General features: G+C 41.3%; 21 protein-coding genes and 1 riboswitch. Of the genes, 7 read left to right on the forward strand and 14 right to left on the reverse strand.

Annotated elements, in window-relative coordinates; genetic code table 11:
* The first annotated feature begins 42 nt into the window (after positions 1-42).
* Complete coding sequence (locus tag PZ638_RS12635; RefSeq protein WP_004263596.1) at positions 43-219, forward strand: DUF2526 family protein; 177 nt, start codon at positions 43-45, stop codon at positions 217-219.
* Positions 220-346: 127 nt separating this feature from the next.
* Here PZ638_RS12635 and PZ638_RS12640 read toward each other — a convergent pair whose 3' ends face one another.
* The 6 genes from PZ638_RS12640 to dalD form a co-directional block, all read right to left on the reverse strand.
* Complete coding sequence (locus PZ638_RS12640; protein WP_094961249.1) at positions 347-1,531, reverse strand: amidohydrolase; 1,185 nt, start codon at positions 1,529-1,531, stop codon at positions 347-349.
* A gap of 56 nt (positions 1,532-1,587) precedes the next feature.
* Positions 1,588-2,823, reverse strand: coding sequence for a Zn-dependent hydrolase (locus PZ638_RS12645; RefSeq protein ID WP_144140109.1), 1,236 nt, complete (start codon positions 2,821-2,823; stop codon positions 1,588-1,590).
* 6 nt (positions 2,824-2,829) lie between these two features.
* Entirely contained in the window at positions 2,830-4,053 is a 1,224-nt protein-coding gene (locus PZ638_RS12650) for a hypothetical protein (protein ID WP_004263585.1), read from the reverse strand.
* 640 nt (positions 4,054-4,693) lie between these two features.
* Positions 4,694-5,983, reverse strand: a complete 1,290-nt coding sequence (locus tag PZ638_RS12655; protein ID WP_004263579.1) for an MFS transporter — start codon at positions 5,981-5,983, stop codon at positions 4,694-4,696.
* A 90-nt stretch (positions 5,984-6,073) separates the two neighbouring features.
* A complete protein-coding gene (gene xylB / locus PZ638_RS12660) occupies positions 6,074-7,543 on the reverse strand; it encodes a xylulokinase (protein ID WP_144140106.1) in 1,470 nt (489 codons plus the stop codon).
* Between the two features lie 11 nt (positions 7,544-7,554).
* Positions 7,555-8,943 (reverse strand): D-arabinitol 4-dehydrogenase, encoded by a 1,389-nt coding sequence (gene dalD, locus PZ638_RS12665; protein WP_094961246.1) that lies wholly within the window; start codon positions 8,941-8,943, stop codon positions 7,555-7,557.
* A gap of 177 nt (positions 8,944-9,120) precedes the next feature.
* On the opposite strand from dalD, the gene PZ638_RS12670 reads away from it, so the two are divergent.
* Positions 9,121-10,071 (forward strand): sugar-binding transcriptional regulator, encoded by a 951-nt coding sequence (locus PZ638_RS12670; RefSeq protein WP_094961245.1) that lies wholly within the window; start codon positions 9,121-9,123, stop codon positions 10,069-10,071.
* 1 nt (position 10,072) lies between these two features.
* Here the strand turns inward: PZ638_RS12670 and crcB are convergent, their stop codons facing one another.
* The 6 genes from crcB to PZ638_RS12700 form a co-directional block, all read right to left on the reverse strand.
* Complete coding sequence (gene crcB, locus PZ638_RS12675; RefSeq protein WP_094961244.1) at positions 10,073-10,453, reverse strand: fluoride efflux transporter CrcB; 381 nt, start codon at positions 10,451-10,453, stop codon at positions 10,073-10,075.
* 236 nt (positions 10,454-10,689) lie between these two features.
* Positions 10,690-10,759, reverse strand: a riboswitch (Fluoride riboswitch).
* Positions 10,760-10,898: 139 nt separating this feature from the next.
* Complete coding sequence (locus tag PZ638_RS12680) at positions 10,899-11,861, reverse strand: sugar-binding transcriptional regulator (RefSeq protein ID WP_004263559.1); 963 nt, start codon at positions 11,859-11,861, stop codon at positions 10,899-10,901.
* Positions 11,862-12,020: 159 nt separating this feature from the next.
* Complete coding sequence (gene dhaL, locus PZ638_RS12685) at positions 12,021-12,674, reverse strand: dihydroxyacetone kinase subunit DhaL (RefSeq protein ID WP_144140102.1); 654 nt, start codon at positions 12,672-12,674, stop codon at positions 12,021-12,023.
* A 10-nt stretch (positions 12,675-12,684) separates the two neighbouring features.
* Positions 12,685-13,686: a dihydroxyacetone kinase subunit DhaK gene (locus PZ638_RS12690; protein ID WP_144140099.1), complete on the reverse strand. Its 1,002-nt coding sequence runs from the start codon at positions 13,684-13,686 to the stop codon at positions 12,685-12,687.
* A gap of 11 nt (positions 13,687-13,697) precedes the next feature.
* Positions 13,698-14,969: an MFS transporter gene (locus PZ638_RS12695; RefSeq protein WP_004263544.1), complete on the reverse strand. Its 1,272-nt coding sequence runs from the start codon at positions 14,967-14,969 to the stop codon at positions 13,698-13,700.
* 129 nt (positions 14,970-15,098) lie between these two features.
* Positions 15,099-16,211, reverse strand: coding sequence for an MDR/zinc-dependent alcohol dehydrogenase-like family protein (locus PZ638_RS12700; RefSeq protein ID WP_036958649.1), 1,113 nt, complete (start codon positions 16,209-16,211; stop codon positions 15,099-15,101).
* A 323-nt stretch (positions 16,212-16,534) separates the two neighbouring features.
* Here PZ638_RS12700 and rpiB point away from each other — a divergent pair, with 323 nt between their 5' ends.
* Together rpiB and tkt are read left to right on the forward strand one after the other, a co-directional pair.
* The gene (rpiB, locus tag PZ638_RS12705; RefSeq protein ID WP_004263541.1) at positions 16,535-16,987 is read left to right on the forward strand and encodes a ribose 5-phosphate isomerase B; all 453 of its coding nucleotides are present in this window, start codon (positions 16,535-16,537) and stop codon (positions 16,985-16,987) included.
* 36 nt (positions 16,988-17,023) lie between these two features.
* Positions 17,024-19,033 (forward strand): transketolase, encoded by a 2,010-nt coding sequence (gene tkt / locus PZ638_RS12710; protein WP_144140096.1) that lies wholly within the window; start codon positions 17,024-17,026, stop codon positions 19,031-19,033.
* Positions 19,034-19,195: 162 nt separating this feature from the next.
* Here tkt and PZ638_RS12715 read toward each other — a convergent pair whose 3' ends face one another.
* A complete protein-coding gene (locus tag PZ638_RS12715) occupies positions 19,196-19,957 on the reverse strand; it encodes an SDR family oxidoreductase (RefSeq protein ID WP_144140093.1) in 762 nt (253 codons plus the stop codon).
* A 466-nt stretch (positions 19,958-20,423) separates the two neighbouring features.
* On the opposite strand from PZ638_RS12715, the gene fetA reads away from it, so the two are divergent.
* Positions 20,424-21,077, forward strand: coding sequence for an iron efflux ABC transporter ATP-binding subunit FetA (gene fetA, locus PZ638_RS12720; RefSeq protein ID WP_094961239.1), 654 nt, complete (start codon positions 20,424-20,426; stop codon positions 21,075-21,077).
* Between the two features lie 9 nt (positions 21,078-21,086).
* A complete protein-coding gene (fetB, locus tag PZ638_RS12725; RefSeq protein WP_094961238.1) occupies positions 21,087-21,866 on the forward strand; it encodes an iron efflux ABC transporter permease subunit FetB in 780 nt (259 codons plus the stop codon).
* 48 nt (positions 21,867-21,914) lie between these two features.
* Here the strand turns inward: fetB and PZ638_RS12730 are convergent, their stop codons facing one another.
* Complete coding sequence (locus tag PZ638_RS12730; protein WP_094961237.1) at positions 21,915-22,949, reverse strand: LacI family DNA-binding transcriptional regulator; 1,035 nt, start codon at positions 22,947-22,949, stop codon at positions 21,915-21,917.
* Positions 22,950-23,183: 234 nt separating this feature from the next.
* Between PZ638_RS12730 and PZ638_RS12735 the strand changes: the two genes are divergently transcribed.
* Positions 23,184-23,912: an SDR family oxidoreductase gene (locus tag PZ638_RS12735; protein WP_014657463.1), complete on the forward strand. Its 729-nt coding sequence runs from the start codon at positions 23,184-23,186 to the stop codon at positions 23,910-23,912.
* Positions 23,913-23,955 lie beyond the last annotated feature (43 nt).

The following is a 23,955-nucleotide window of genomic DNA, read 5'->3' on the forward strand; positions in this document are numbered from 1 at the left end:
GCGTTATTATAGCTTTAGTGAATATTAATTGGAGCCTGTGTTATGTCCTACTATGATGAAATTGTTGAAAAAGTAAACCAATTGATTGATGAAAATTCAGTTCATAAGATGAATGAAATGCTGATGCAGCTATCCCATGACCCGCAAATCAACCAAGAACAACGTTTTGAACAACAACAGCGCTTAAGAGAAGCTATTTTTATTCATCACAACAAATAGCAGCCAAATATATGGCCGCTATTCGCACTCTTAACTGATCTTAATAACCAAAATAAATAGGCAGTAGGGTTAGTGGTAATCCCGGTATTGGTAAAATAACTAGCCCTAATAGCATTAACATACTCAATTAAAACTCCTGTTGCTGTAAATAACTCCACGCATATTGGGCATGAAGTTCAGCACCTGTCGCCATCGTGTCTTCATCAATATTAAAACAACCATGATGATGTGCCCATTGAGTGTCCTTTTCGGCATTTCCTGTGCCTAACAGCGCAAAGCACCCCGGGATGTTTTCAATGTAGAAGCTGAAATCTTCACCACCCGGTGTTGGTCTTTCGTTAATCAGAGCTTGCTCACCAAAAGCTTGTGAAATGACTGATTGAGCCAGTAGCGCACTGCGCTCCTCATTGATAACCGGTAGTGTCCCATAGATATAATCAACCTGCGCAGTCGCCCCATAAATAGCCGCAGTGTGCTCGGCATAACGACGGATCGCAGCTTCGATACGGTTACGAGTTTCAATATCAAAACAACGTACCGTACCATCCAATACTGCATTTTCTGCAATAACATTGAAGCGTGTCCCGACATCCATTTTACCTATCGTGACCACGGCTGAGTCTAAAGATGAGGTTTCTCGGGACACAATCGCTTGTAAATTCATGACAAATGCAGAAGCAACAACTGCTGCATCAATAGTTGCTTCTGGCATAGAACCATGACCACCACGGCCTTTAAAAGTGACTTTCAGTAAATCAGCAGAAGCAAAAGACCCACCCACATTACAAGATACTTTTCCTGATGGTGTGGTTGTCCAAATATGCATACCAAAAACGTTATCCACATTTTCGATTGCGCCTTGTTTGATTATGGCTAATGCGCCTTGAGCAATCTCTTCTGCAGGTTGGAAAATTAAACGCACATTGCCGGCTAATTCTTCTCGCACCTCATACAATGCTTTGGCTGCCGTTAATAACATTGCCGTATGTGCATCATGACCACAAGCGTGCATTTTGCCTTCAATAGTCGATTTATATTCTAATGAATCATTCAACTCCAAAACGGGTAATGCGTCTATATCTGCACGCAGAGCAACTGTTTTACCAGGCTTACCGCCTTTAATTTCCGCAATAACACCGGTAGGCTCGGTTAGCCGATACTCGATTCCGATTTTGTCTAATTCTTCAGCAATACGTTGCGTGGTGCGTACTTCTTCAAACGGTAGCTCAGGGTGAGCGTGTAGATCTCGACGAAAAGCAATCATTTCAGGTGTATATTTTTTGATTGCGGCTGTAATTGTTTTATTAATCATTTTTCTACCTTTTACCCTATTGCTCAACCAGATACTGAATCTGGCTCACTTATTAATTAACATTCTATTAATGACTTAACGGTAGCAAACATCACATCTGCTCCTCGCGCGATTTGTGCATAATCCGTCCATTCATCTGGGTGATGGCTTAACCCATTACGACTTGGCACAAATATCAGTCCCGTTTGAGTTATGCCTGCAAAAATCATAGTGTCATGCCCCGCGCCACTGACCATTGAACGAAAACGTAAGTTTTGGTCGCTGGCATGTTGTTGCATTAGTTGATGAATATCACTATTGAGCTCCGTTGGCTGAACATATAACGGCTGAACAATATCGCTTGAAATCGCTAACGAATTGCTAACCTGTTCTGTTAATTCGATTATTTGTTCAATCACTTTACGTAACGCAACGTCATTTTTAGAGCGAATATCGACGCTAAAAGTGACTTCGCTTGGGATGACATTCGCCCCATTAGGTAATACTGATAACCGGCCTACGGTCGCAACCGTATTATCCCCTGCCGCCTTTGCTAGTTCAGGAATATGACTAATAATTTGGCTTGCACACACTAATGCATCGGCTCGCATATTCATCGGCGTAGTACCTGCATGGCCTGCTTTACCTGTCAGTTTAATCTCTAACTGACTGATACCTACGATAGTTTCTACGATCCCTATATCTTCATTTGCCTGTTCTAACACCGGGCCTTGTTCGATGTGTAATTCTAAAAATGCTTTGACCTTTTTAGGGTCGAGCACAGCTTGTGATGCATGATCAGCATTAAACCCTGCCTCTGCCATACGCTGCGCCGCACTTACACCCTGCCTATCTTTGAGTTGGTATAATTCTTTTGTACCAATCAAACCCGTTATCACACTTGAAGCCATCAAGCCCCGGCCAAAACTGGTCCCTTCCTCTTCAACCAAGGCAATGACTTCTAAGGGATATTTCGGAGTTAAGTTTTGTTCACTAATACGCGCTACGACATCCAAACCTGTAACAATCCCTGCCGGGCCATCAAATGCCCCGCCATGAGGAACAGAGTCAAAATGAGAACCCACAATCACCACAGGCAAATCAGGTTGCTGGCCTTCTAAGCGCCCATAAATATTACCAATAGCATCTTCTCGAACTTGTAATCCTAAAGCGCGCATTTCTTGTTTTAGGTAATCACGCGCTTGTTTATCTTGTTCGCTATAGCTCATCCGAGTAGTGCCCTGCCCCGGTGTTGCGGTGTATTCTGCTAACTGTTCTAAATGACGCTGAATTCTTGAAGTACTTGTTTCCATTATTTTTTACCCTGCAATTGGAACAATATAAGCCACCATAATACCTGCTAATACAACAGAAACCATGGTCACAGAAATAAAGCCACCAACTAGCATCGGCCCTAACATATGGCTAGTTAATACTTGGCGTTCTTTTTCATCTTTCGTTAATGCGTTGATCGCTTCGTTAGTAATGATGTAGTCAGCAGGGAAACCATATAAAGCCGTTAGAGCAACAGCAAATGCCATTTCTTTGGTAACGCCTAATATTTTACCAACCACCCATGATGCAAGGTACATTCCAATAACCGCTGCACTAATTAACACCACCATCGGATAAACTAGACGCAATAACATATCAGGAGTCGCATGGTTTAATGTATCGAAGATAAATAACATTAAGGCCATAATGGCGAACCCAAAACCATTGGCTTTTTGTAATGGTTGCCTTTCTAAGAAACCTAACGAAGAGGCAATAACACCAAATAATAAACACAACACAAATGGGCTAATACTCACATAAGGGGCTGCAAAAGATGAGGCTAAATAAGCCAAATACCCTACCGCAGCTAAGCGTAAGAATTTAAAATAGCTGGTGTTATAGTGGTTAGGGATTTTCTTGAACATACGTGGCATTTCATCTTCAGATACCACTGCTTTAACTTCAACATCTTTTGCGCCATCAACAGATAATGTTTCTTGCCATTGGCCATTGCGATATTTTTCTAGAACTCGACGCCCTTCTTTTTTTAACATCACGGCAGTGAGTGGATAACCTGCAAACCCCTGCATAACGTAAATTAAAATAGCGAAAACCGAAAGGTCAACTAAACCTGCCTCAGCAGCACCTTTTGACATAATTAGCGAAGAAACGATTCCACCAACTAACGGAGGAACTGCAACTAATACAGTATTTAAATCAAATAAGGCAATACCAACAATAAAGGTCAAGAAAATAATGCCTAAAATCCCAGCTAAGGAGATAAGAATAGTTTTCCATTGGCGCAACAATTCTTTTAACGATAATAAGGTTCCCATATTTGTAATTAACAAATACATTAAGGTAACCGCAACGACTTGAGGAATACCGGCAATACTCACAATATCTTTCGGGAAAATAGTCCAATAACCTAAAAGAAAGAGCACTGCGCATACAAATACGGAGGGGATCCAAGCCTTAGTTCTAACGGCTATAGCATCCCCAATATATAATATCCCCACTATCAGAAACAGAGCTAACATCTGTGACATAACTTTTTCCCCGCACTTATCTTTTTTTATTAGATTATTTTTTGGTATTGAAAACTATTAATTTTAATTAAGGTTAGATTATAAATTTTATTTGGCGCAACAAAACACCAATATAGAGAGTATTTCGCTACAAATACACGAAATTGCAACAAAATTCATCATAACACCGAAAATTCAGATGTATAGAGAGTCAAACAGGATTTAAACAGCTTGGAATAAAGGTATGCAGTGAACTAAATAGTCAGATATAACATTGAAAGGGGGAAAGCACATTAACATTCTCTAAATGCAGGTTTATAAGCCAATATTTTATGTCATTTAAGTTATTATTTATAAACAAATCAACTATAGTTTATTTTTTAATCTATGAAATTATATTCTATTGTCCATGGCTGTATTTTCAATAAATATCGTAATAAGATGAAAAATCACCTTATAAATATGACCAATATTTCTATTTATAGGAAATATTCTACTTTATTTTATTTTTAAACCGTTTCTCTTTATATTGCTGTTGAAAAGGATGATATCCCTTCATCTCCAATTTAGTTTGTTTTGGCAATAAAGTTTATTTAAACAAAGAAAAACCCCATAGATAATTCACTACCTACAGGGTTTAATGAGTAATAGATAAAGTAATTTAATGACTAGTTTGTTGTTCAGCCGCTACCTTAGCTGGTTTTATTTTGCGATTATTTTCAAAGCCGGGTTGTGGAACTTTAATAAAGAATGTCAGTATTCCTGCAAAGATATACAAACCTGTATATGCCCAAACAACACCCACAATATCAAAGAAAGGCAATACTAAACTAGCTATTGCCGGTGCAGCAAAATTACTCAGCCCCGCTGAAAGGTTATAAATTGAGACCGCAGCACCTTTATGGTGTGGCTCAATACTTGGGAATACCGCCGTCATTGGAACAAATGCAGCCACAAAAATACCTAATAAAATGGCGGGTATTAATGCGATGGCAAAATTATGACCAAAATAAACCGGTAAGTAATAAAACATTAAGCTGGATATTGCCATACCTAGGCACCCAAACCACCTAACTTGGCGGATCCAACCAATATGTTCACCAACAATTCCCCAAAAAATATTCGTAAAAATAGTGACAAAGAAGAAAACCGCCCAAATCTGTAACCATTCAGAGATGGTGAACCCTAAGCGGTCAACAAAGAGTAATGGCATGATGATTGCAAAACCAAACAACGAAATAGTGTTGATAATGCGGATTAAACTTGCCATAAAGATGTCTTTGTTGGTAAATAAAATGGTGGCAGCCCGCGACAATTCAGCCATTTTATCTTTCATGGGTAAATTAACTTTGGAGCGATCAACTGGAATGTTACGTAGGCTAAAATAAGCAATTGCGCCACCAATAGCGACCCAACCGATGGCCATCCATAATGTTCCTGTTTCACCCATCATTGGGATTGAAAAACTAGGCAGATAACTGCCGATAACACCAATGCCTACCGAGTACATCGCCCAGAACCAACCCGTAGCCGCAGCAAGATGCGCTCGAGGGATGACTTGCACCAGCATCATCATAAATGAATAAATAAACAATGGATAAGCCAGCCCACGAATACCATAGAATAACAGCATCAAGGTATAGCTTTTCATACCGAGACCAAACGCCATAAATAAGGCATGCATGACAATCCAGAGAATAAACCCGATCATCATGGCTTTTAGGGGGGTGATAATTTCAGCCACAACACCAGATGCCCACGCCGCAACGGCTGCCATTAAACCATAGACAGTAAATACCATCGCGGATTGCGCCGGTGTAAACCCTAAATCAGTAATATGTTTTGATAAAAAAGCCATTTCAAAGCCATCACCACTCATAAAGATAGCGATGGCAATAAAACCCCAGAACAAATGCTTAGGTAGACCAAGCCAATACTGCTTCTGTTCCATTGCAGTTTCCTCATTTTAATTTTGTTATTTTAATCAATCGCGAAGAGATAACCGTGGCGGTGATATGTAGGGAAACACCGCCACACTCGCCTACTGCGGCAATAATTCCCTTGCTTGTTTTTGCTGTTGGTATAATAAACGGAAAACATCAAGCCGTTGATTTAACCAAGTTTGGCACTGTTTTTGTGGTAAATAGGTACTCAGCACTTCTGGTTTTTGGCACACGGTTTCTGTATTACCGCCGTCCGCCAGCCATGCCAAACGAGCCGCACCTAAAGCCCCCGACGAACTCGCCGGGTGAGTCACAATCGGTATATCGATAACATCAGCAATAAGCTGCGCCCAAACAGGACTACGTGCTCCTCCCCCTGTTAAGCTACACCGGCTAATTTGCGTTCCCGTTTGCGTTAAAACCTGCATGCCATCCGCCAGAGCGAAGGTCACGCCTTCAATCACCGCATAACCAAGCTGAGCACGCGTTGTTTCATTTTTTAACGCAAAGAATGAGCCCATTGCGTAAGGGTCATTATGGGGTGTTCTTTCCCCTGATAGGTAAGGCAAAAATACTGGCGCTTGCTTCTTCTCGTCATCGGTCAATAGCCCCACTTCATCCATTAGCTGGTTTTCCGTTGTGGAAAGAAGCTGGCAAAGCCAACGCAAACAGTTGGCAGCACTTAACATCACACTCATTTGGTGCCAACGATTTGGCAATGCATGAGCAAATGCATGGACGCCTTGGTGTGGTGCTGCTTGTAGCTGATTATTAACCACAAAAATGACGCCAGAGGTGCCCAAAGAAATTAGAGCATCACCGTCATTAACCGCACCAACACCAACAGCAGAAGCCGCATTATCACCGCCTCCACCAGCGATAATTACATCGGCGCTAAGCCCCCATTGGGAAGCTAAATCCGCCCGTAACACACCGCTTTTTTCAGCGCCTTCAACTAAAGAAGGCATTTGTTCACGAGTTAAATTAGTTGCAGCCAATAGTTCATCAGACCAATCACGCTTAGCCACATCTAGCCATAATGTGCCCGACGCATCAGACATATCACTGGTAAATTGACCAGTCATTTTCCAACGTAAATAATCTTTAGGAAGCAATACCTTAGCAACTTTTTTGAATATTTCTGGTTCATGGCGTGCGACCCACAATAACTTGGGCGCCGTGAAACCTGGCATCACTAAATTAGCACCAATCGTTAGAAACTCAGGGTGATTTGCCATTAACCATTCACATTCCTTCGCACTGCGGGTGTCATTCCATAAGATACAGTCACGAAGTACTTGGTGTTCGCTGTTTAATAATACTGCGCCGTGCATTTGGCCCGATAAACCAATCGCTTTCACCGCTGCCCATGCTTCTGGGGCTTTTTGGCGCAAGGTAGCCGCAACCGCGTTAGTGGCTTCCCACCAACTATCTGGTGATTGTTCTGCCCACTGAGAATGTGGCCTTTGTACTGTTAATGCCATGTGACTTGAGGCAACAATTTCGCCCTGAGCATTAATTAATACGGCCTTAAGTTCTGAAGTGCCTAGGTCAATTCCGAGGTACATCGCCTTTCTCCTTACAGAGGTTGTTGAGGTGACTTGAGCCAATTTTCAACTTTTTCAACCGTGTTACTCATCAATTCGTGGAATTCAGTAGAATGAGCGAGTGAGCCGAACAACATTTCACTTGAGACAAATTGCGACAATGCGTCACTGCTATTCATCATTTTTTGATATAGTGCCACATCCAACACACCATCCTGATATTCATAAGGTAATTCACCACGAGCCCAGCGCTGTAAAAATACGAAAAATAAAGCGGGCAGCACAGCCGTCGCAGCCGGAGTCTGCTGACGCTGATAGCATTCTTGGAGTGTTGGCGTAATAAAACCAGGTATTTTTGATAAGCCATCTGCGGCTACACGTTGGTTAGTATCCTGAATATAAGGATTACTAAAGCGTGCGAGTACCACATCACGGTATTGTTCTAAATCGAGAGGACTCGGCGATAATGACGGGATCACATCTTGTGTCACATAATTCCATGCCATTTGTTTGATAGCAGATTGGCGGGTGCTTTCATCAATAAAGCTCAAACCGATTAAGGTGCCTGCCCAAGCAATGCAACTGTGGCTTGCATTCAGAATACGAATCTTCGCTTCTTCCCAAGGTAAAACGGACTCAACCATTTCTACATCGACATTTTCTAATGCAGGACGTCCATTAATAAAGTCATCTTCAATCACCCACTGAATGAATGCCTCTCCCATAACAGGTGCTTTATCATCCCAACCAGTATGCTGTTTTACACGTTCAGCCACATCTGGGGTTGGGCGAGGCGTGATCCTATCAACCATGGTATTCGGCGAACGCGTATTTTCTTTCACCCATTGGTACAGCTCAGTTTCACCTTTTAATTGTAAAAACGATAAAAAGCCGTGTCTAAAGCGTTCGCCATTGTGGCGCAAATTATCACAATTTAACAAGGTCACAGGTTCACCATGAGCCGCTAAACGTGCACGTAAAATTTGTGTTAATGCACCATATATCGTGCTCATTTTGCCCGTTAAATCCGCTTTAATGTCTGGCTGTTCTGCATCTAACTCATGCTGTGGGGTTAAATAATAGCCCGCTTCTGTGACTGTAAAAGCAATAACACGTGTTGCTTTATCACAACCTTGTTCCACTAACTGGCTTAAATTCTCATCCCAATGCAATACTTTGCGCACTGAAGTAATTTTTTCATAATGACGCTCACCTTCAGGTGAAACTGTTTCAAGGGTATATTCCCCATTTTGCTTGGTTAAGTTATCAAGCAATGCATTCGCATCATTGCGAATATTCCCTAAGGCAATTGACCAACTATCATCCCCTTGTTGACACAAGCGGTGCAAATACCACGCTTGGTGAGCACGATGAAATGACCCAGCACCGATGTGCATCCACACTGATTTCTGCTTTAGCATTGTGACTCCTTACCCTAAAATTAAATAATTGCTATTTTTTTGGGCATATGCCCGTTTGTTATATTTTAGTTTCAATCTGATCACAATTACTGCGATAATGCTCACAGTATTGACTTTTGCCCTTTTAATAAACAATTGCCCAGAATTACAATAAGCGAAACCAGCAGGAGAATGTTCATGCAGAAAGAATTAAAAAAAATGGAACAAGCTGCACGTGCGGCATGGCTATATTTTGTGGCAGGCAAAACACAACAGGAAATTGCGCATGAACTTGGGCTATCAAGACAAGTCGCCCAACGCCTTATTTCATTAGCAAAAGAACAAGGTATGGTTCAGGTGCAAATCACGCACCCGATTACGGAGTGTTTAAGACTCGCTAATGAAATCCAGCAAAAGTATCACCTAACACATTGCTTTGTCGTCCCGTCAGGGCAACTAGATACAGAAGCGACACTCGACATGATTTCAGTGGCAGGTGCTGAGCTCATGGAGCAATTAATCGAACCCGATAAACCTCAAGTTATTGGTATCGGTTCAGGCAGAACATTACGCAGTATTATTGACGCTCTTCCTTACCTAGAAACCTCTCAGCACCAATGTGTTTCATTAATAGGCGCTATTGCCCGTGATAGCTCAGCAACACGCTATGATATTCCATTACGCTTTGCAGAAAAATTACAATGCCGACACTATATTCTACCTGCACCTCTTTATGCTGATAGCCCAGAAGATAAAGCAATGTGGTGCCAACATCGCGTGTATAAGGAAGTCACGGAAAAAGCCCTGAATGCAGATATTACCTTTATTGGTATTGGCGAAGTCGGCAAAGGATGCCCACTCAATTCTGAAGGTTTCGTCACGGATGAACAATTGGAAATGTTGTTAGAAAAAGGTGTCGCCGCAGAGCTATTGGGGCATTTTATTCAAGCTAACGGTGAGCGACTTTCTACGGCTTTGGATGACACACACACCAGTGTCCCACTGTTCCCTTCCCCAAATAAGCCTGTGATCGCATTTGCGGGTGGTGTGCACAAAACAAAAGCCATTCAAGCCGTTATGAATGGCGGTTGGGTAACAGGTTTAGTGACCGATGAAGCCACTGCGCATCATTTATTAGCGAATAAATAAATTATCCCTGTGTCAGCCAATGATGGCATAACATACCAAGCAAGGTAAATATTAAGGCACCAATTACGTGGATAGCAATGGTGCTAATAGCGAAACCCAATTTACCTTCTTGGATTAGCACCAACACTTCGAGTGAAAAGGTCGAAAAGGTGGTAAATGCGCCGCAGAAGCCAGTCACAATGAATAATTTATAGGCAGGGCTAATATTTGCATTGGCAAAGTACGAAATGGCAAAACCAATGACAAAGCCGCCAACCAAATTGACCGCAACGGTACCTAGAGGAATATTTGGGTAAAGGTGATTGAGTCTTAGGCTAACAAACCATCTTAGCCATCCGCCAAGCACTGAACCCATCGCAATTGCAAATAATGAGGCATACATAGAAACTTCCTTTAATGTCTGGCGGGATAAATGAAAGGAAAGTCTCCCAGTTATACTCTAAATAATTCGAGTTACATGTAGGCGACAAACGAAGATAGTCCGATGAGCATACACAAGTATGTGATTCGGCTAGCGCAGTGCAGTCAACACCCATGTAACTTGAAGTATGACGAGTATAGATCATTTATGCCCTAAATTAGGGCACATAATACCTACGTACCCCATCAAATGAAAAGGTTAACGTAGGCATCATCAGCCCTCTACGGGCGGTTTTATATAAGGAGGAATGCCATCTCCCAAAGGTTTACATAAAAATAATAAGGCAACTAATTAGTTGATGCAAACCTATTTTATAATAGATACCCTAAATAGTTAGGGGTCATAACTAAGCAGAAAACGAATAAGTTAGTGTCGTCAACAACGCTACAGCTTGAAGTATGACGAGCTATTGGGACATCTTCAAAATCGTCCGCACATTACTCGCACTCGTTGCAATAATATCAATCGCCCCCGTACGCAGCGCCCCCATGATAGCCATGGCCTTGGAGGATTCGGAAGCAATCGCTATTACGCAAGGAATTTTCTTGAGTTCTTCTATGCTTAGGCCAATTACTCGGTCATTCATCACCGTATCAACATGTTGCCCTTGCGCATTAAAAAAATCATAACCCGCGATATCGCCAATCACCCCTTGATTCAAACTCGCATCAACAATTTCACGCGGTGTAAACCAGCCTAGTTTGACCATATAGCTATCTTCATTCATATCGCCAATACCAATTAAGGCAATATCCGCTTTACGGGCGCGATCTAAGGTTTCCTTAATGGTCCCATTTTTCATAAAAGATTGCTTTAATTCGTTATTTTCAACATAAGCAGGGGCGTATAGGGTTTCACTGGTTCCGCCAAATTTCTTCGCTAAGCGACGGCTGATATGGTCCGCATTGATAGAGTCGCCAGGCCGGTGTGTTCCGCCGATTCCACAAATAAAACGGCAATCTTTTTCAGGAACGGCCCCGCCGCTATCGGCTACCACCGCGACATTTCGCCCCTGACCGACGGTGACTATCATATTGTCACGTAATGTTGTCGATAAATAATTAGCGACGAGTGTACCAACTTGGTAGCGTTGTTCTTCTTCATCGGGATGATCGAGGGCAATCAACGCACGGGAAATCGGAAAACGAGAAAGTAGCTGTTGCTCTAGCTGAGTGCTAAAAATAGGATGATAGCGAACATTGATCTCAACAATACCTTCTTCTTTTGCTCGCTTAAGTAAGCGCCCCACCTTAATTCGCGATATACCAAACTTATTGGCGATCTCTTCCTGAGTAATTTCATCGCGATAATAAGCTATCGCAATTTCAGTCAGTAGCTCGATTTCGGAAGATGTTTGTGATCTATCCATAAGATAGTGGTTTCCTCTTTATTGGTGTTAATCGCAACAAGGATGATAAGGTTTTAGTATAGCGTTTCTAGTGGCAATTAATAAGTGAGTTATAAAAGAGAGTGGATATATAGCAATGGTTTTTGACTATATATCCACGAAAAGAGTTATATAAAACAATTATGCATTGGTTAATGCGCTCTGTTTTTCAACACTTTGCGCTAATTGGCATAATAATAAACAACAAGAAGTCGCGCCTGCATCTAACACGCCCCTTGAACGCTCACCAAGGCGGCTTGCACGGCCAATTTTAGCCACTAAATCTACCGTGGAATCACGGCCTGCAACTGCAGCGGCCTGCATCGCATCAAGCGCTTGTTTAAAGTTTTTCCCTGCTTTTGTTGCCTCTTCAAAGGCATTAACCGCAGGGATCAATGTATCCATTAGGCACTTGTCACCCACTGTTGCACTGCTGATGTCTTGCAGTTCAGATAGCCCATTTTTCAACATAGCAAGAAAATCTTGCTGCGATAACTCATTTTTCCCTGAAATGCTGTCTGACATTCCCATAAAGAAACTGCCATAAAGTGGCCCCATTGAACCGCCAATACCGTCCATCAAGGCATCAGAAATCTCTTCAAAGCCTTCACTGAGTGATAATTCACGGTCTGCGATTGCTTTAGCGCATAGATTAAAACCTTTTGCCATATTGATGCCATGGTCTCCATCCCCTATTGCTCCATCAATTTCGCTGAGGTATTCACGGTTAGAAACAATAATGTTCACTAAATCAAGGGTAATTTCCTTGCCGTTGCCCGTTGAAATAACTTGCATAGTTGTCTCCTTATTTGACCTGTGTTAGACCCAATGAATATGCAGGGACATCCATCAATGCTTTCAATTCATCATCCACTTTCATTAATGTCAGCGTTACCCCCATCATTTCTAATGACGTAAAATAGTTACCAACATAGTTACGAGCAATACGCACGCCTTTTTCGCTGAGTTGTTTTTCAACCTCTGCATAATAGATATACAATTCCATTACGGGTGTGGCACCTAATCCTGAAACCAATACGACGACTTCATCACCTTGTTTTGCCTGCATATCATCTAAGATTGGCGTTAACATAGTTTGTGCCATTTGCGCTGCAGACTGGATTGGCATGATTTCAATGCCTGGCTCACCATGGTGGCCAATACCGAGCTCCATCATCCCATCTTCAATATGAAAATTTGGATGACCCACCGCTGGAATGGTACAAGACGTTAGCCCAACACCAATAGAATGGCAGTTATTAATCGCTTTTTGTGCCGCATTAATCACGCCGTCTAAATCATAGCCTTTACTTGCTGCGGCAGAACCCACTTTCCACATGAGTATTTCACCCGCGACACCACGGCGCTTTTCTTTCTCGCTCGCAGGGGCTGAAGCGACGTCATCGGTAGCAACCACGGTTTTAACTTTCATACCCGCTTTTTCAGCTTTTTTCATCGCCATTTTGACGTTCATGTTATCGCCTGCATAATTACCATATAAACAAGCAACGCCCGCCCCACTGTCTGCGGCTTTGAACGCATCTAAAAATGCCCCAGCGGTTGGCGAGGAGAAAATTTCACCAATTGCCACCGCATCTAACATGTTTTCGCCCACATAGCCTAAAAATGCAGGTTCATGGCCGGAGCCACCACCAGTAACAATGCCCACTTTCCCTTGTATTGGTGCTTTTGGGTATTTTAATACGCGCGCATTATCAGTCTGCGTAAAATATTCAGGGTGCGCTTTCAAATAGCCTTGAATGGCATCTTCAACAACAAGATCAGGTTCATTAATGATTCTGTTCATAATTCCCTCATTTACTTATTTTCTGGTGTTAGCTGCATCTCTGCCGACTTTTCAAGTAATTCCGCCGGCACAGTAATAAATTTCATCAATATCGCACTAAATAAATAGAGCCCCGAGAAAATCCAAATCACGCCAAAAGCACCTACACTACTAATAAAGAGCCCAACTAATGCAGGACCGACAAAAGTGCTTAACCCTGCCCCTAAATTAAGGACTGACATTGCTGCACCTTTATTTTCAGGCGCTAAACTCGGCATGATGGCTGAAAGTGGTACGTATCCAGCGAGGCATGCACCAAATAAGCCAGCGGCTATCATCATCAGGGTATAATTGTGCCCAAAATAATAAGGCACGTAATAAAACATTAAGGTACAAACCATACAGCCGACACAACCAAACCAAATCACAATATTGCGCCAACCGATACGGTCACTGACAACGCCAAAGATCAGATTAAAAGCGATGTTTACTGTCCAAAGTGCTGCGTAGATATGTAACCATTCTGTGCGGGAAAAACCAAAGTCGGCAAGAAACATTGGCATGAAGATCACAAAACCATACGCTGCAGAGGTATTAATAGTACGAACAATGCCACCTAAACCAATTTTTGGGTTTTCAAACGCAATCGTGATCCCTTTAAACACATAGCTAAGTGAAACTTTTTCTTTCGGTGAGTCCGGTGTATCTCCCGCTTTGTTGCGGTTAAGCGCGATAGCAATAAATGCCCCGATAGTGACAAAAATTAGTCCACTCCATAACGTTGCCATTTCACCTAAAATTGGCAGCGCATAACTCGAATACATCACCCCTAAAACACCGAGTCCGCCACTATAAACAAACCAGAAGATCCCGACAGCAGAGCCCAATTTTTTAATTGGCGCCTCATAGGCCACCCAAACTAAGAAGCCGTAGGCAAACATTGGATAACCAAAACCACGCAACGCATAGGTTGGGATCATGATAGACAGGCTGTTACTCGGTAAACCAACAGATAAGAAAATAACCGAGCCAATCACAAACATCACAAAACCAAAAATCATCACACGACGAGCAGTATAAATTTCAGCCAACACACCGGATAACCACGCGGCGACAGCAGCAAAAAAACCATACACACTAAACAGTAATGAAGACTCTTCAATACTCATTCCACGGCTAATAATAAAAGGCGACAACCAGCCTTGTTCAAGCCCTTCCCCCATCATAAAGATCAGGACGCCAAAATAGCCAAGTAGTAACTTTGGTGAAAACCCCGTTACTTTAGACAGTTTATTGATTATCATATTGTTGACCTCAGTGCTTGTTCGCTGGGTTAGGACCTGAATAACAAGCCTTGGTAGGGTGACATTTATTCAGGTCCAATTTTTATCGTTATATTTTTAATTTCGTATTTTTTTCAACCCACTACAGCACTACAGGTTTGGGTCGAGAACCACTTTAATGTGCGGGTCACCTTTCGCCATCATCGAAAAACCTTCCGCAAATTTATCTAAAGGTAAGATATCCGTCACCACCCCTTTAGTTGGGAAATCACCATTACCAATGCCTTCAATCACTAACGGGTAGCAATATGGGCCAAGGTGAGAACCTAATAAATCCAGTTCTTTGCGGTCACTGATAATGCTCCAATCCACGGTCACAGGGTCTTTAAATACAGAAAACTCAACAAAGGTACCTAATTTACGGATCATCTTAAGGCCTTGCTCTACCGATTTAGGGGCCCCAGTCGCTTCAATGTAAATGTCACAGCCATAACCTTCAGTCATCTCTTTGACAATTTTGTCTACATCATCACGTTTAGGGTTTAATACGATATCAGCACCAAATTCTTTTGCTAATTCAAGACGTTTATCAAATAAATCTAGAACGACTAACTTACCTGCTCCGGATTTTTTAATTGCTCCAATCATGCCTAGGCCTAATGTTCCCGCCCCCGAAAGCACGACAACATCACCCAATTTGACATTGGCACGCTGCACCGCATGTAAAGAACAGGCGTAAGGTTCAATTAAAATAGCGTCTTCAATTGGCATCTCAACAGGTACATGGTAGTTAATGGCCTCTTTGGTGAACTTCATATATTGCGCCATACCGCCGTTCACGTTGTTTTGGAAACCATACAAGTCATGCTTCTCACACATCCAGTATTCACCGCGTTTACAGAAACGGCATTCCCAGCAAGGTACGATTTGCTCAGAAATAACACGGTCACCTAATGCAAAACCTTCAACTTTTGAACCAAAGCCTACGACATGGCCAATAAATTCATGCCCTGGGATCATCGGTGCCTTGATATAAGCGGGCTGCTCTGCATCCCCCCAAAAGCTTGGCGCACCTTCAAAAGCCTTCACATCTCCCGCGCAGATACCACAAGCTTCTACGCGAACCAAAATTTCTTCTTCACTAATTTTAGGGACATCGACAGTTTCTAAACGGTAGTCTTTTGGTGCATAAGCAACCACGGCTTTCATTTTTTCTGGAATGCTTTCGCTCATCGTTGCTTTTGAATCACAGTGTTCACACATAGTTCTATCCTCGGCGGTTTGTAAAATGAACATAAGTTCAATGAAGATACAAATTAACCATACCTTCTTTTCTTCATCCTTGCCCATAGTCAGATTGTCAAAGTGTGATTCAGTGCAAAAATTCTTATAAAATCGCCTTAAAACGCCTATTTTTTACATTTTTGGCAAAAAAAATTAAATTTGAAGCTGTAGATCACAGAATTCATCATCACAAAAATAAAAACATATGTTCACCTATTGATTATTTGTTCATAAGATCCTATTTTCTAAATAGTACATTTGATTGATTAATGAACTTTTGTTCAACAATAAGGATCTCTATCATGCTATCTATTGCTATTGGTGCAGATGATGCTGCATTTGAAATGAAAGATTTGATTAAGGCTCACTTAGCAGAATTAAACATTGAAGTGACTGATTACTGCTTAAATACTGGGGTTGCAGATGAAATGTATCCTGATGTTGCCCACGCTGTTGCAACTGCAATCGTACAAGGTAAGCACCAGCGCGGTATTTTAATTTGTGGTACCGGAATTGGTATGTCCATTGTTGCCAATAAAGTCACAGGCATTCGAGCAGCACTGTGCCATGACACATACTCCGCTGAACGAGCACAAAAAAGTAATGATGCACAAATTATTACCTTTGGTGCCCGTGTGATTGGCCCTGAACTGGCTAAAACCATTGTCGACACATGGCTGGCTTCCCATTATGAAGGGGGACGGTCAGCGCCGAAAGTGGCTCGAATCAGTGAGTATGAAAATGGGGAACGTTAGTTTTACTTTAGGCGCTTTTACTTTGGGAGCTTTGTAATGTCCACTCAACCACAAAATAAATTAGCCAATGCCATTCGATTTCTTTCAATAGATGCCGTACAACAAGCCAACTCAGGCCACCCCGGCGCACCAATGGGAATGGCTGATATTGCCGAAGTCCTATGGCGAGATTACTTACAGCACAACCCTGCTGACCCGAATTGGCCTAATCGTGACCGTTTCGTCTTGTCAAACGGCCATGCATCAATGCTGCTCTATAGCTTACTTCATTTAACGGGCTATGATTTATCTATCGACGATTTAAAACAGTTCCGTCAGCTCCATTCCAAAACACCGGGTCATCCTGAATTAGGCTATACCCCCGGTGTTGAAACCACTACAGGTCCTTTAGGCCAAGGCATTGCCAACGCGGTTGGTATGGCAATAGCAGAAAAAACGTTGGCTGCTACGTTTAATCGCTCTGGTTTCCCCGTTGTCGACCACTATACCTACACATTTTTAGGTGATGGCTGCTTAATGGAGGGGATCTCCCATGAGGTGTGTTCATTAGCAGGAACGCTAAAACTCAATAAACTCATTGCCTTTTATGATGATAACCGTATTTCTATTGATGGTAATACTCAAGGTTGGTTTACTGATAATACCGCAAAGCGTTTTGAAGCTTATGGCTGGCATGTTATTCGCCAAGTCGATGGACATTCTCGGCCTGCAATCAAAGCGGCCATCGAACAAGCTCGCCAACAAACCTCGAAACCAACCCTCATTATTTGCAGAACCACTATTGGTTATGGGTCTCCCAATAAAGCCGGGACAGCCGATTCTCATGGTGCTCCATTAGGGCAAGACGAAATAGCGCTGACTCGTCAACAACTCGGCTGGGAATACCCTCCTTTTGTTATTCCTGATGAAATATACCAGCCTTGGAATGCCCTAGAACATGGTGCTGAACAGCAATTACGTTGGGAGCAAGCATTACGAGAATATGCCAAACAATACCCAGAACTTGCCGAGCAGCTAACGCAGCGATTATCCAATCAACTTCCTGAAAAATTTACAGATATCATTGATAACTTCATTCAACAATTAAATGAAAACCCTGCAACGATAGCTACACGTAAAGCGTCACAAAATACACTCAATATTATTGGCCCTGTTTTATCTGAATTAATCGGTGGTTCCGCAGACTTAGCCCCAAGCAACCTCACCTATTGGTCTGGGTCACTGCCAATTAATGAACAGCCTTCAGGCAACTATATTCACTATGGCGTCAGAGAGTTTGGTATGACCGCCATTGCTAATGGAATTGCATTACACGGCGGTTTTCGCCCTTACACAGCAACTTTTTTGATGTTCTCTGAATATGCGCAAAATGCCGTGAGAATGGCCGCATTAATGAAATTGCCCCAAATACTCATTTATACTCACGATTCCATTGGATTAGGTGAAGATGGCCCAACGCACCAACCTGTTGAGCAACTTGTTTCACTACGTGCAACACCTAGTTTGTCAGTATGGCGCCCTTGTTGCCAAGTAGAAACAGCGGTGGCTTGGCAACAAGCTATCTTAGCGAAACATACGCCAACCGCCTTAATATTATCGCGGCAAAACCTAATACAATATTCGCGAACAACTGAACAACTCGCCAATATTGCACATGGTGGATATATTTTGCGCAGTAATAGTGAAAACCCTGAATTACTATTAATTGCCACAGGCTCTGAAGTCACATTAGCGGTTGAAGCTTGGAAACAACTGACTGAACAAGGGTTTAATGTGAATGTTATTTCGATGCCTTCAACAGATACCTTTGACCAACAACCCTTAGAGTACCAACAGCGCGTTTTACCCAATCACGTTCGGCACCGTATTGCTATCGAAGCCAGTATAAGTGATTACTGGCGTAAATATGTAGGAATTGATGGATTGGTCATGGGAATGAATAGCTTTGGGGAGTCGGCTCCTGCAAACCAATTATTTGAATATTTTGGTTTCACCGTAGAAAAGCTTATTACTATGTCGCTTTCATTATTAAAACCTAATGATTAATTGATATAGCAATAATTAATATCTGTTATCCTACTTTGTAATTTTCTATTACAAGCCAAATAATACTTATGTTATTTGGCTTATTTTTTATTTAAATAAAATCATCAATAATAAATAAAGCGAGTCGCTACTCACACTCACTTTATTCATTATTAAATATCACTATTGGATACTGTAGCCACCATCAATAACCAAATTATGTCCGGTGATCATATCGGATGCATCACTGGCCAAAAATAATGCACATGCGGCAATTTCAGACGGTTCAGCAAAACGCCTTGCAGGAATTTTTTCTTTCATTTCATCACCTTTTTCACCTTCCCACGCTTTTTTGCCCAGTTCTGTCATCACAATAGTTGGTGAAATGGCGTTGGTTTGTATCCCTTTAGGGCTCCATTCAAGTGCTAATACTTGGGTTAAACCAATAATCGCTGCTTTACTCGCACAATAGGCGGCATGTTGGTCTAAGGCAATCACGCCTGCTTGTGATGCCATATTAATAATCTTCCCTTTTCCATTATTAATCATGATATTACCTGCAGATTGGCAAACCAAAAAAGTCCCTTTTAAATTCACGTTCATGGTTAAATCCCAGTCTGACTCACTTAAATTTTCAGCGGGAGCAAGCGCTACAATTCCAGCACTATTGACGACAATATCTAATGTACCATAATGCTCAATGACATGTTTTACCATCTGAGAAACCGCCTCAGAATTTGTGATATCACATTGAATACCAATTGAATTTTTTAATTTCTCTGCAATTTTCACTACTTTATCTGACTTATCAATTAACGCAATTTTAGCCCCTTTTTCGACATACAGTTGAGCAATCGCCAACCCAATGCCTGCAGCTCCCCCTGTAATTAAAGCGACCTTGCCATCAAGTGAAAAGTTGGTGTTATAGCCACTAAATTTTTTCATTTTAATTCCTTAATGTCATGATGTGATATTTAATATATAGATGAAATAAATATAGTGTTGCCTTAGAGAGACAACAAAATATTAAGTGCAGATTAGATTACTTGGTATTATTAATATAATATTATCACTAGTTAAACTCTATATTATTTATGTAAAAAAAAGAGATATCTCTCAAATTAAATACCATCCTAAATTCTGAATGCACATATGTTCAAAATAATAATTTGAATGAATATTTGTGCTTTATTTTCAACTGTACAAATCTTTCCTAGAACTCATCTACGTTGTCCTACTTCATTAGAAGTGTATTTTTTCTTCCCCTATAATTTTTCAATTAATTGGCGCATAATATTAGTTATATCTAAATTGATATTGAACAATATCAGCGCTGTATTATTGAGTAAGATATTGAATGAATATCATTTACACTAAATGCTGCGCACTTAATTTATAGGTCATTGATAATATGGAACAAAGCAACTTGCTATTACAACTTAGTAACATTGGCTATAGCATTGAGCAAAAAACAATTCTTGATAATGTGCAGATTAACTTACAGGCAGGCGACTTTAAACTGATTACGGGTCCTTCCGGCTGCGGTAAAAGTACCTTATTAAAAATAGTGGCCTCGTTAATTTCACCTACTCAAGGAACGATTAAGTTTCAAGGGAAAGATATCAATACCATCCTCCCAGAAACTTATCGTCAGCAGGTTTCTTACTGTACTCAAACGCCCACTTTATTTGGACAAACTGTGTATGACAACCTCGTTTTTCCCTATCAAATTCGAAAGTTGCTATTTAATAAAGACAAAGTCATCAGTGATTTGCACCAATTTTCTCTACATGAATCTATTTTGGATAAAGGGATCAATGAACTCTCTGGAGGAGAAAAACAGCGTATTTCTCTTATTAGAAACTTACAATTTCTTCCGCAAGTCTTGCTATTAGATGAAATCACCAGTGCCCTTGATGAAGAAAACAAAATTATAGTGAATGAATTTATCCATCATTTAACGAGTGACAAAAAAATAGGCGTGCTATGGGTAACTCATGACCAAGATGAAATCGCTCATACCAATGAAGTTATCACCCTTCCTGTTCATCACAACGAATCATAGGATATCACTGTGCATCAACCAACTATTTCCAATGAATCCTTAACCTTTTCAATCCTGTTAGTCCTCGTGGCTATTTTTATTAGCCATAAAGAAAAACTATCCCTTGAAAAAGATATTATCTGGAGTACTTGCCGAGCGATTATTCAACTATTGATCGCTGGCTACATTCTAAAATATATTTTTAATGTTGATCACGAATTGCTCACGATTGCATTGGTGATGTTTATTTGTGTCAATGCTGCGTGGAACGCTAAGAAAAGAAGCAAATATATTGATAAAATTTATGTTACTGCATTAATTGCCATTACCTCTGGCACATTTCTTACATTGTTAATTCTGATATTAACCAATGCCATTGCATTTACGCCTATGCAGGTAATTCCTATTACTGGAATGATTGCGGGTAACGCCATGATTGCGGTAGGGTTATGCTTTAATAACCTTGGTCAACGGTTTTCAAGCCAGCAACAACAAATTCAAGAAATGCTTAGTTTAGGGGCAACGCCCAAAGTTGCTTCCGCTGCTATTATTCGTGACAGTATCCGAGCATCATTGATCCCAACGGTAGATTCTGCCAAAACAGTGGGAATTGTCAGCTTACCGGGCATGATGTCTGGGTTGATTTTCGCTGGAGTTGACCCATTACAAGCTGTTAAGTACCAGATTATGGTGACTTTTATGTTGTTAGGTACAGCAAGCCTTTCAACCATACTGGCTGGGTATATGACCTATACAAAATTCTATAACCAACGCCACCAATTATTGGTTACAACTCTGAATAAACAATAACCTTCCGCCGCTTATTGGTCACCAACGATAAGCGGCACTTTCTTAATATCACTCTTTAACCACCCCCACAGGTAACACTTCAATTAATTGTGCTTTGCTATTTTCATTATCTATCAACTTAAAAATATGATTTAACATCGTTGGCACATCCTGTTTGACCATTTCGATGTCATTACCTAAAAGAGCAACAAAAGGATCCCAGTCAAAACAGCCTAAGTGGGGTTGCTGTGAACCGATATAGCCCTTTTTACCTAACCAATCAATAACCCCTTCTAATGAAATAGTTGAATTAATAAACAAACCGCATTTCACTATTTTCTGTGGATCATCATTATTCTGTTCAAAAAACTGTGAGAGTGATTTTTCAGCTTTTTCGGGGGCATAACCACAAGCCAAAATATTTTCTTGTGGAACCGTGATACCTTTTTCATTATGCGCATCAATAAACCCACGAATACGTTCACGTGTATTGTGGTCATGTTCACGACCACCAATAAAAATTAAAGCTTCATTTATTGATGTTTGAGACTTATTTTTGCTTAAAATACGTTGGGTTAAATTTTTTGCACCAAGATAGTTATTTGAAATAACCGAAGGCGCCAACGAGCCCGGTAAGTCTAAATTTAAGGTCGAAACCCCCGAGGCTTGGCAAATTTCAGTAATTTTATCCGGGTTCGTTGCCCCTGTTGAAATCAACCAATCAACCTGATAAGAAATCATTGCGCGTGCAGCTTCTATTTCTAACTTTGGGTCACGCCGCGTACAAGTAATAATAGGAAACAGCCCCCTTTCACGCGCCATTTCTTCAAAATGCTCGACAATAGAGCCAAAATAGCGGTTGTCATACTTCGGAACCAACATACCAATTATTTTGGATTTATTACTGCGCAATAAGCTGGCTTGCTTGTTAACTGCATAATTTTGTTCTTCGGCGATGCGGATCACTTTTTCCGCAAGTTGTGCGCTAATTCGCCTTTTTTGCCAATTACCGTTGAGTATTGCACTCACTGCACTCGCTGAAACCCCGGCTAATTCGGCAAGGTCATAGATCGTTGTTTTCTTATTTTGTCTGATCTTTGTCACAGATTCTTATCTCCATTTTTTACTAGCTTGACACCAAAGTCGAAAAGTCGCAATACTGCTACATCGATTGAGCAAAATTGAAATTGATGATGCATGAGTTGATAAACTGCAAAATAAATACTATCAATCCATCGCATGTAGCCACCTATCCATTGTTGTGACTCATTGCTGTTTCATTAATTTCAGACGCTTTTCATTCTTACATTTCGCTAAAATATCCGATTGGAGTAAATTATGGCTATTTCTATTGAGAACAAAGTCGCAGCAATTACCGGAGCTGCCTCAGGTATCGGGCTTGAATGCGCACGTACACTGATCAAGGCGGGTGCAAAAGTCGTTCTAATTGACCGTGCTGAAGAGCGATTAAACCAACTTGTTGAGGAACTAGGTGAAAATGCGATTCCATTAGTAGTCGATTTAATGAAGCCAGAACAAGTTGATGGAATGCTAGATGCCATCTTACAAAAAGCAGGCGGCTTAGATATTTTCCATGCTAATGCCGGTGCTTATATTGGCGGCCCTGTTGCTGAGGGTGACCCAGATGTATGGGATAAAGTTTTAAACTTAAACATTAATGCGGCCTTCCGTTGTGTTCGCGCAGTGCTACCTCATTTTATTGCCCAAAAATCAGGTGATGTATTATTCACCAGCTCAATTGCAGGTGTGGTTCCAGTAATCTGGGAGCCGATTTACACTGCATCAAAATTTGCTGTCCAAGCCTTCGTCCATTCAACTCGCCGCCAAGTTTCTGAACATGGTGTCCGTGTTGGTGCGGTATTACCTGGCCCTGTAGTGACAGCCTTACTCGATGATTGGCCGAAAGAAAAAATGGAAGAAGCTCTGGCAAATGGTAGCTTAATGCAACCGATTGAAGTCGCTGAAGCCGTATTATTTATGCTAACTCGCCCACGCAATGTCACTATTCGTGACCTTGTTATTGTGCCAAACAGTGTTGATCTCTAACTTGTCACCTCGCAATTCATTGCAGTTAGCACCTTGGAGGGAA

It is taken from the genome of Providencia hangzhouensis (genome assembly GCF_029193595.2).
GTDB classification, from domain to species: domain Bacteria; phylum Pseudomonadota; class Gammaproteobacteria; order Enterobacterales; family Enterobacteriaceae; genus Providencia; species Providencia hangzhouensis.

What these genes read in the sequence shown, in the direction of transcription:
- dhaL (WP_144140102.1), bottom strand. Translation starts at nt 12,674, where the DNA reads ATGCAAGTTATTTCAACGGGCAACGGCAAGGAAATTACCCTTGATTTA.
- rpiB (WP_004263541.1), top strand. Translation starts at nt 16,535, where the DNA reads ATGCTATCTATTGCTATTGGTGCAGATGATGCTGCATTTGAAATGAAA.
- fetA (WP_094961239.1), top strand. Translation starts at nt 20,424, where the DNA reads ATGGAACAAAGCAACTTGCTATTACAACTTAGTAACATTGGCTATAGC.
- PZ638_RS12680 (WP_004263559.1), bottom strand. Translation starts at nt 11,861, where the DNA reads ATGGATAGATCACAAACATCTTCCGAAATCGAGCTACTGACTGAAATT.
- PZ638_RS12695 (WP_004263544.1), bottom strand. Translation starts at nt 14,969, where the DNA reads ATGATAATCAATAAACTGTCTAAAGTAACGGGGTTTTCACCAAAGTTA.
- PZ638_RS12715 (WP_144140093.1), bottom strand. Translation starts at nt 19,957, where the DNA reads ATGAAAAAATTTAGTGGCTATAACACCAACTTTTCACTTGATGGCAAG.
- PZ638_RS12670 (WP_094961245.1), top strand. Translation starts at nt 9,121, where the DNA reads ATGCAGAAAGAATTAAAAAAAATGGAACAAGCTGCACGTGCGGCATGG.
- PZ638_RS12640 (WP_094961249.1), bottom strand. Translation starts at nt 1,531, where the DNA reads ATGATTAATAAAACAATTACAGCCGCAATCAAAAAATATACACCTGAA.
- crcB (WP_094961244.1), bottom strand. Translation starts at nt 10,453, where the DNA reads ATGTATGCCTCATTATTTGCAATTGCGATGGGTTCAGTGCTTGGCGGA.
- PZ638_RS12635 (WP_004263596.1), top strand. Translation starts at nt 43, where the DNA reads ATGTCCTACTATGATGAAATTGTTGAAAAAGTAAACCAATTGATTGAT.
- PZ638_RS12690 (WP_144140099.1), bottom strand. Translation starts at nt 13,686, where the DNA reads ATGAACAGAATCATTAATGAACCTGATCTTGTTGTTGAAGATGCCATT.
- xylB (WP_144140106.1), bottom strand. Translation starts at nt 7,543, where the DNA reads ATGTACCTCGGAATTGACCTAGGCACTTCAGAACTTAAGGCCGTATTA.
- PZ638_RS12700 (WP_036958649.1), bottom strand. Translation starts at nt 16,211, where the DNA reads ATGTGTGAACACTGTGATTCAAAAGCAACGATGAGCGAAAGCATTCCA.
- PZ638_RS12655 (WP_004263579.1), bottom strand. Translation starts at nt 5,983, where the DNA reads ATGGAACAGAAGCAGTATTGGCTTGGTCTACCTAAGCATTTGTTCTGG.
- dalD (WP_094961246.1), bottom strand. Translation starts at nt 8,943, where the DNA reads ATGCTAAAGCAGAAATCAGTGTGGATGCACATCGGTGCTGGGTCATTT.
- PZ638_RS12735 (WP_014657463.1), top strand. Translation starts at nt 23,184, where the DNA reads ATGGCTATTTCTATTGAGAACAAAGTCGCAGCAATTACCGGAGCTGCC.
- PZ638_RS12645 (WP_144140109.1), bottom strand. Translation starts at nt 2,823, where the DNA reads ATGGAAACAAGTACTTCAAGAATTCAGCGTCATTTAGAACAGTTAGCA.
- PZ638_RS12650 (WP_004263585.1), bottom strand. Translation starts at nt 4,053, where the DNA reads ATGTCACAGATGTTAGCTCTGTTTCTGATAGTGGGGATATTATATATT.
- tkt (WP_144140096.1), top strand. Translation starts at nt 17,024, where the DNA reads ATGTCCACTCAACCACAAAATAAATTAGCCAATGCCATTCGATTTCTT.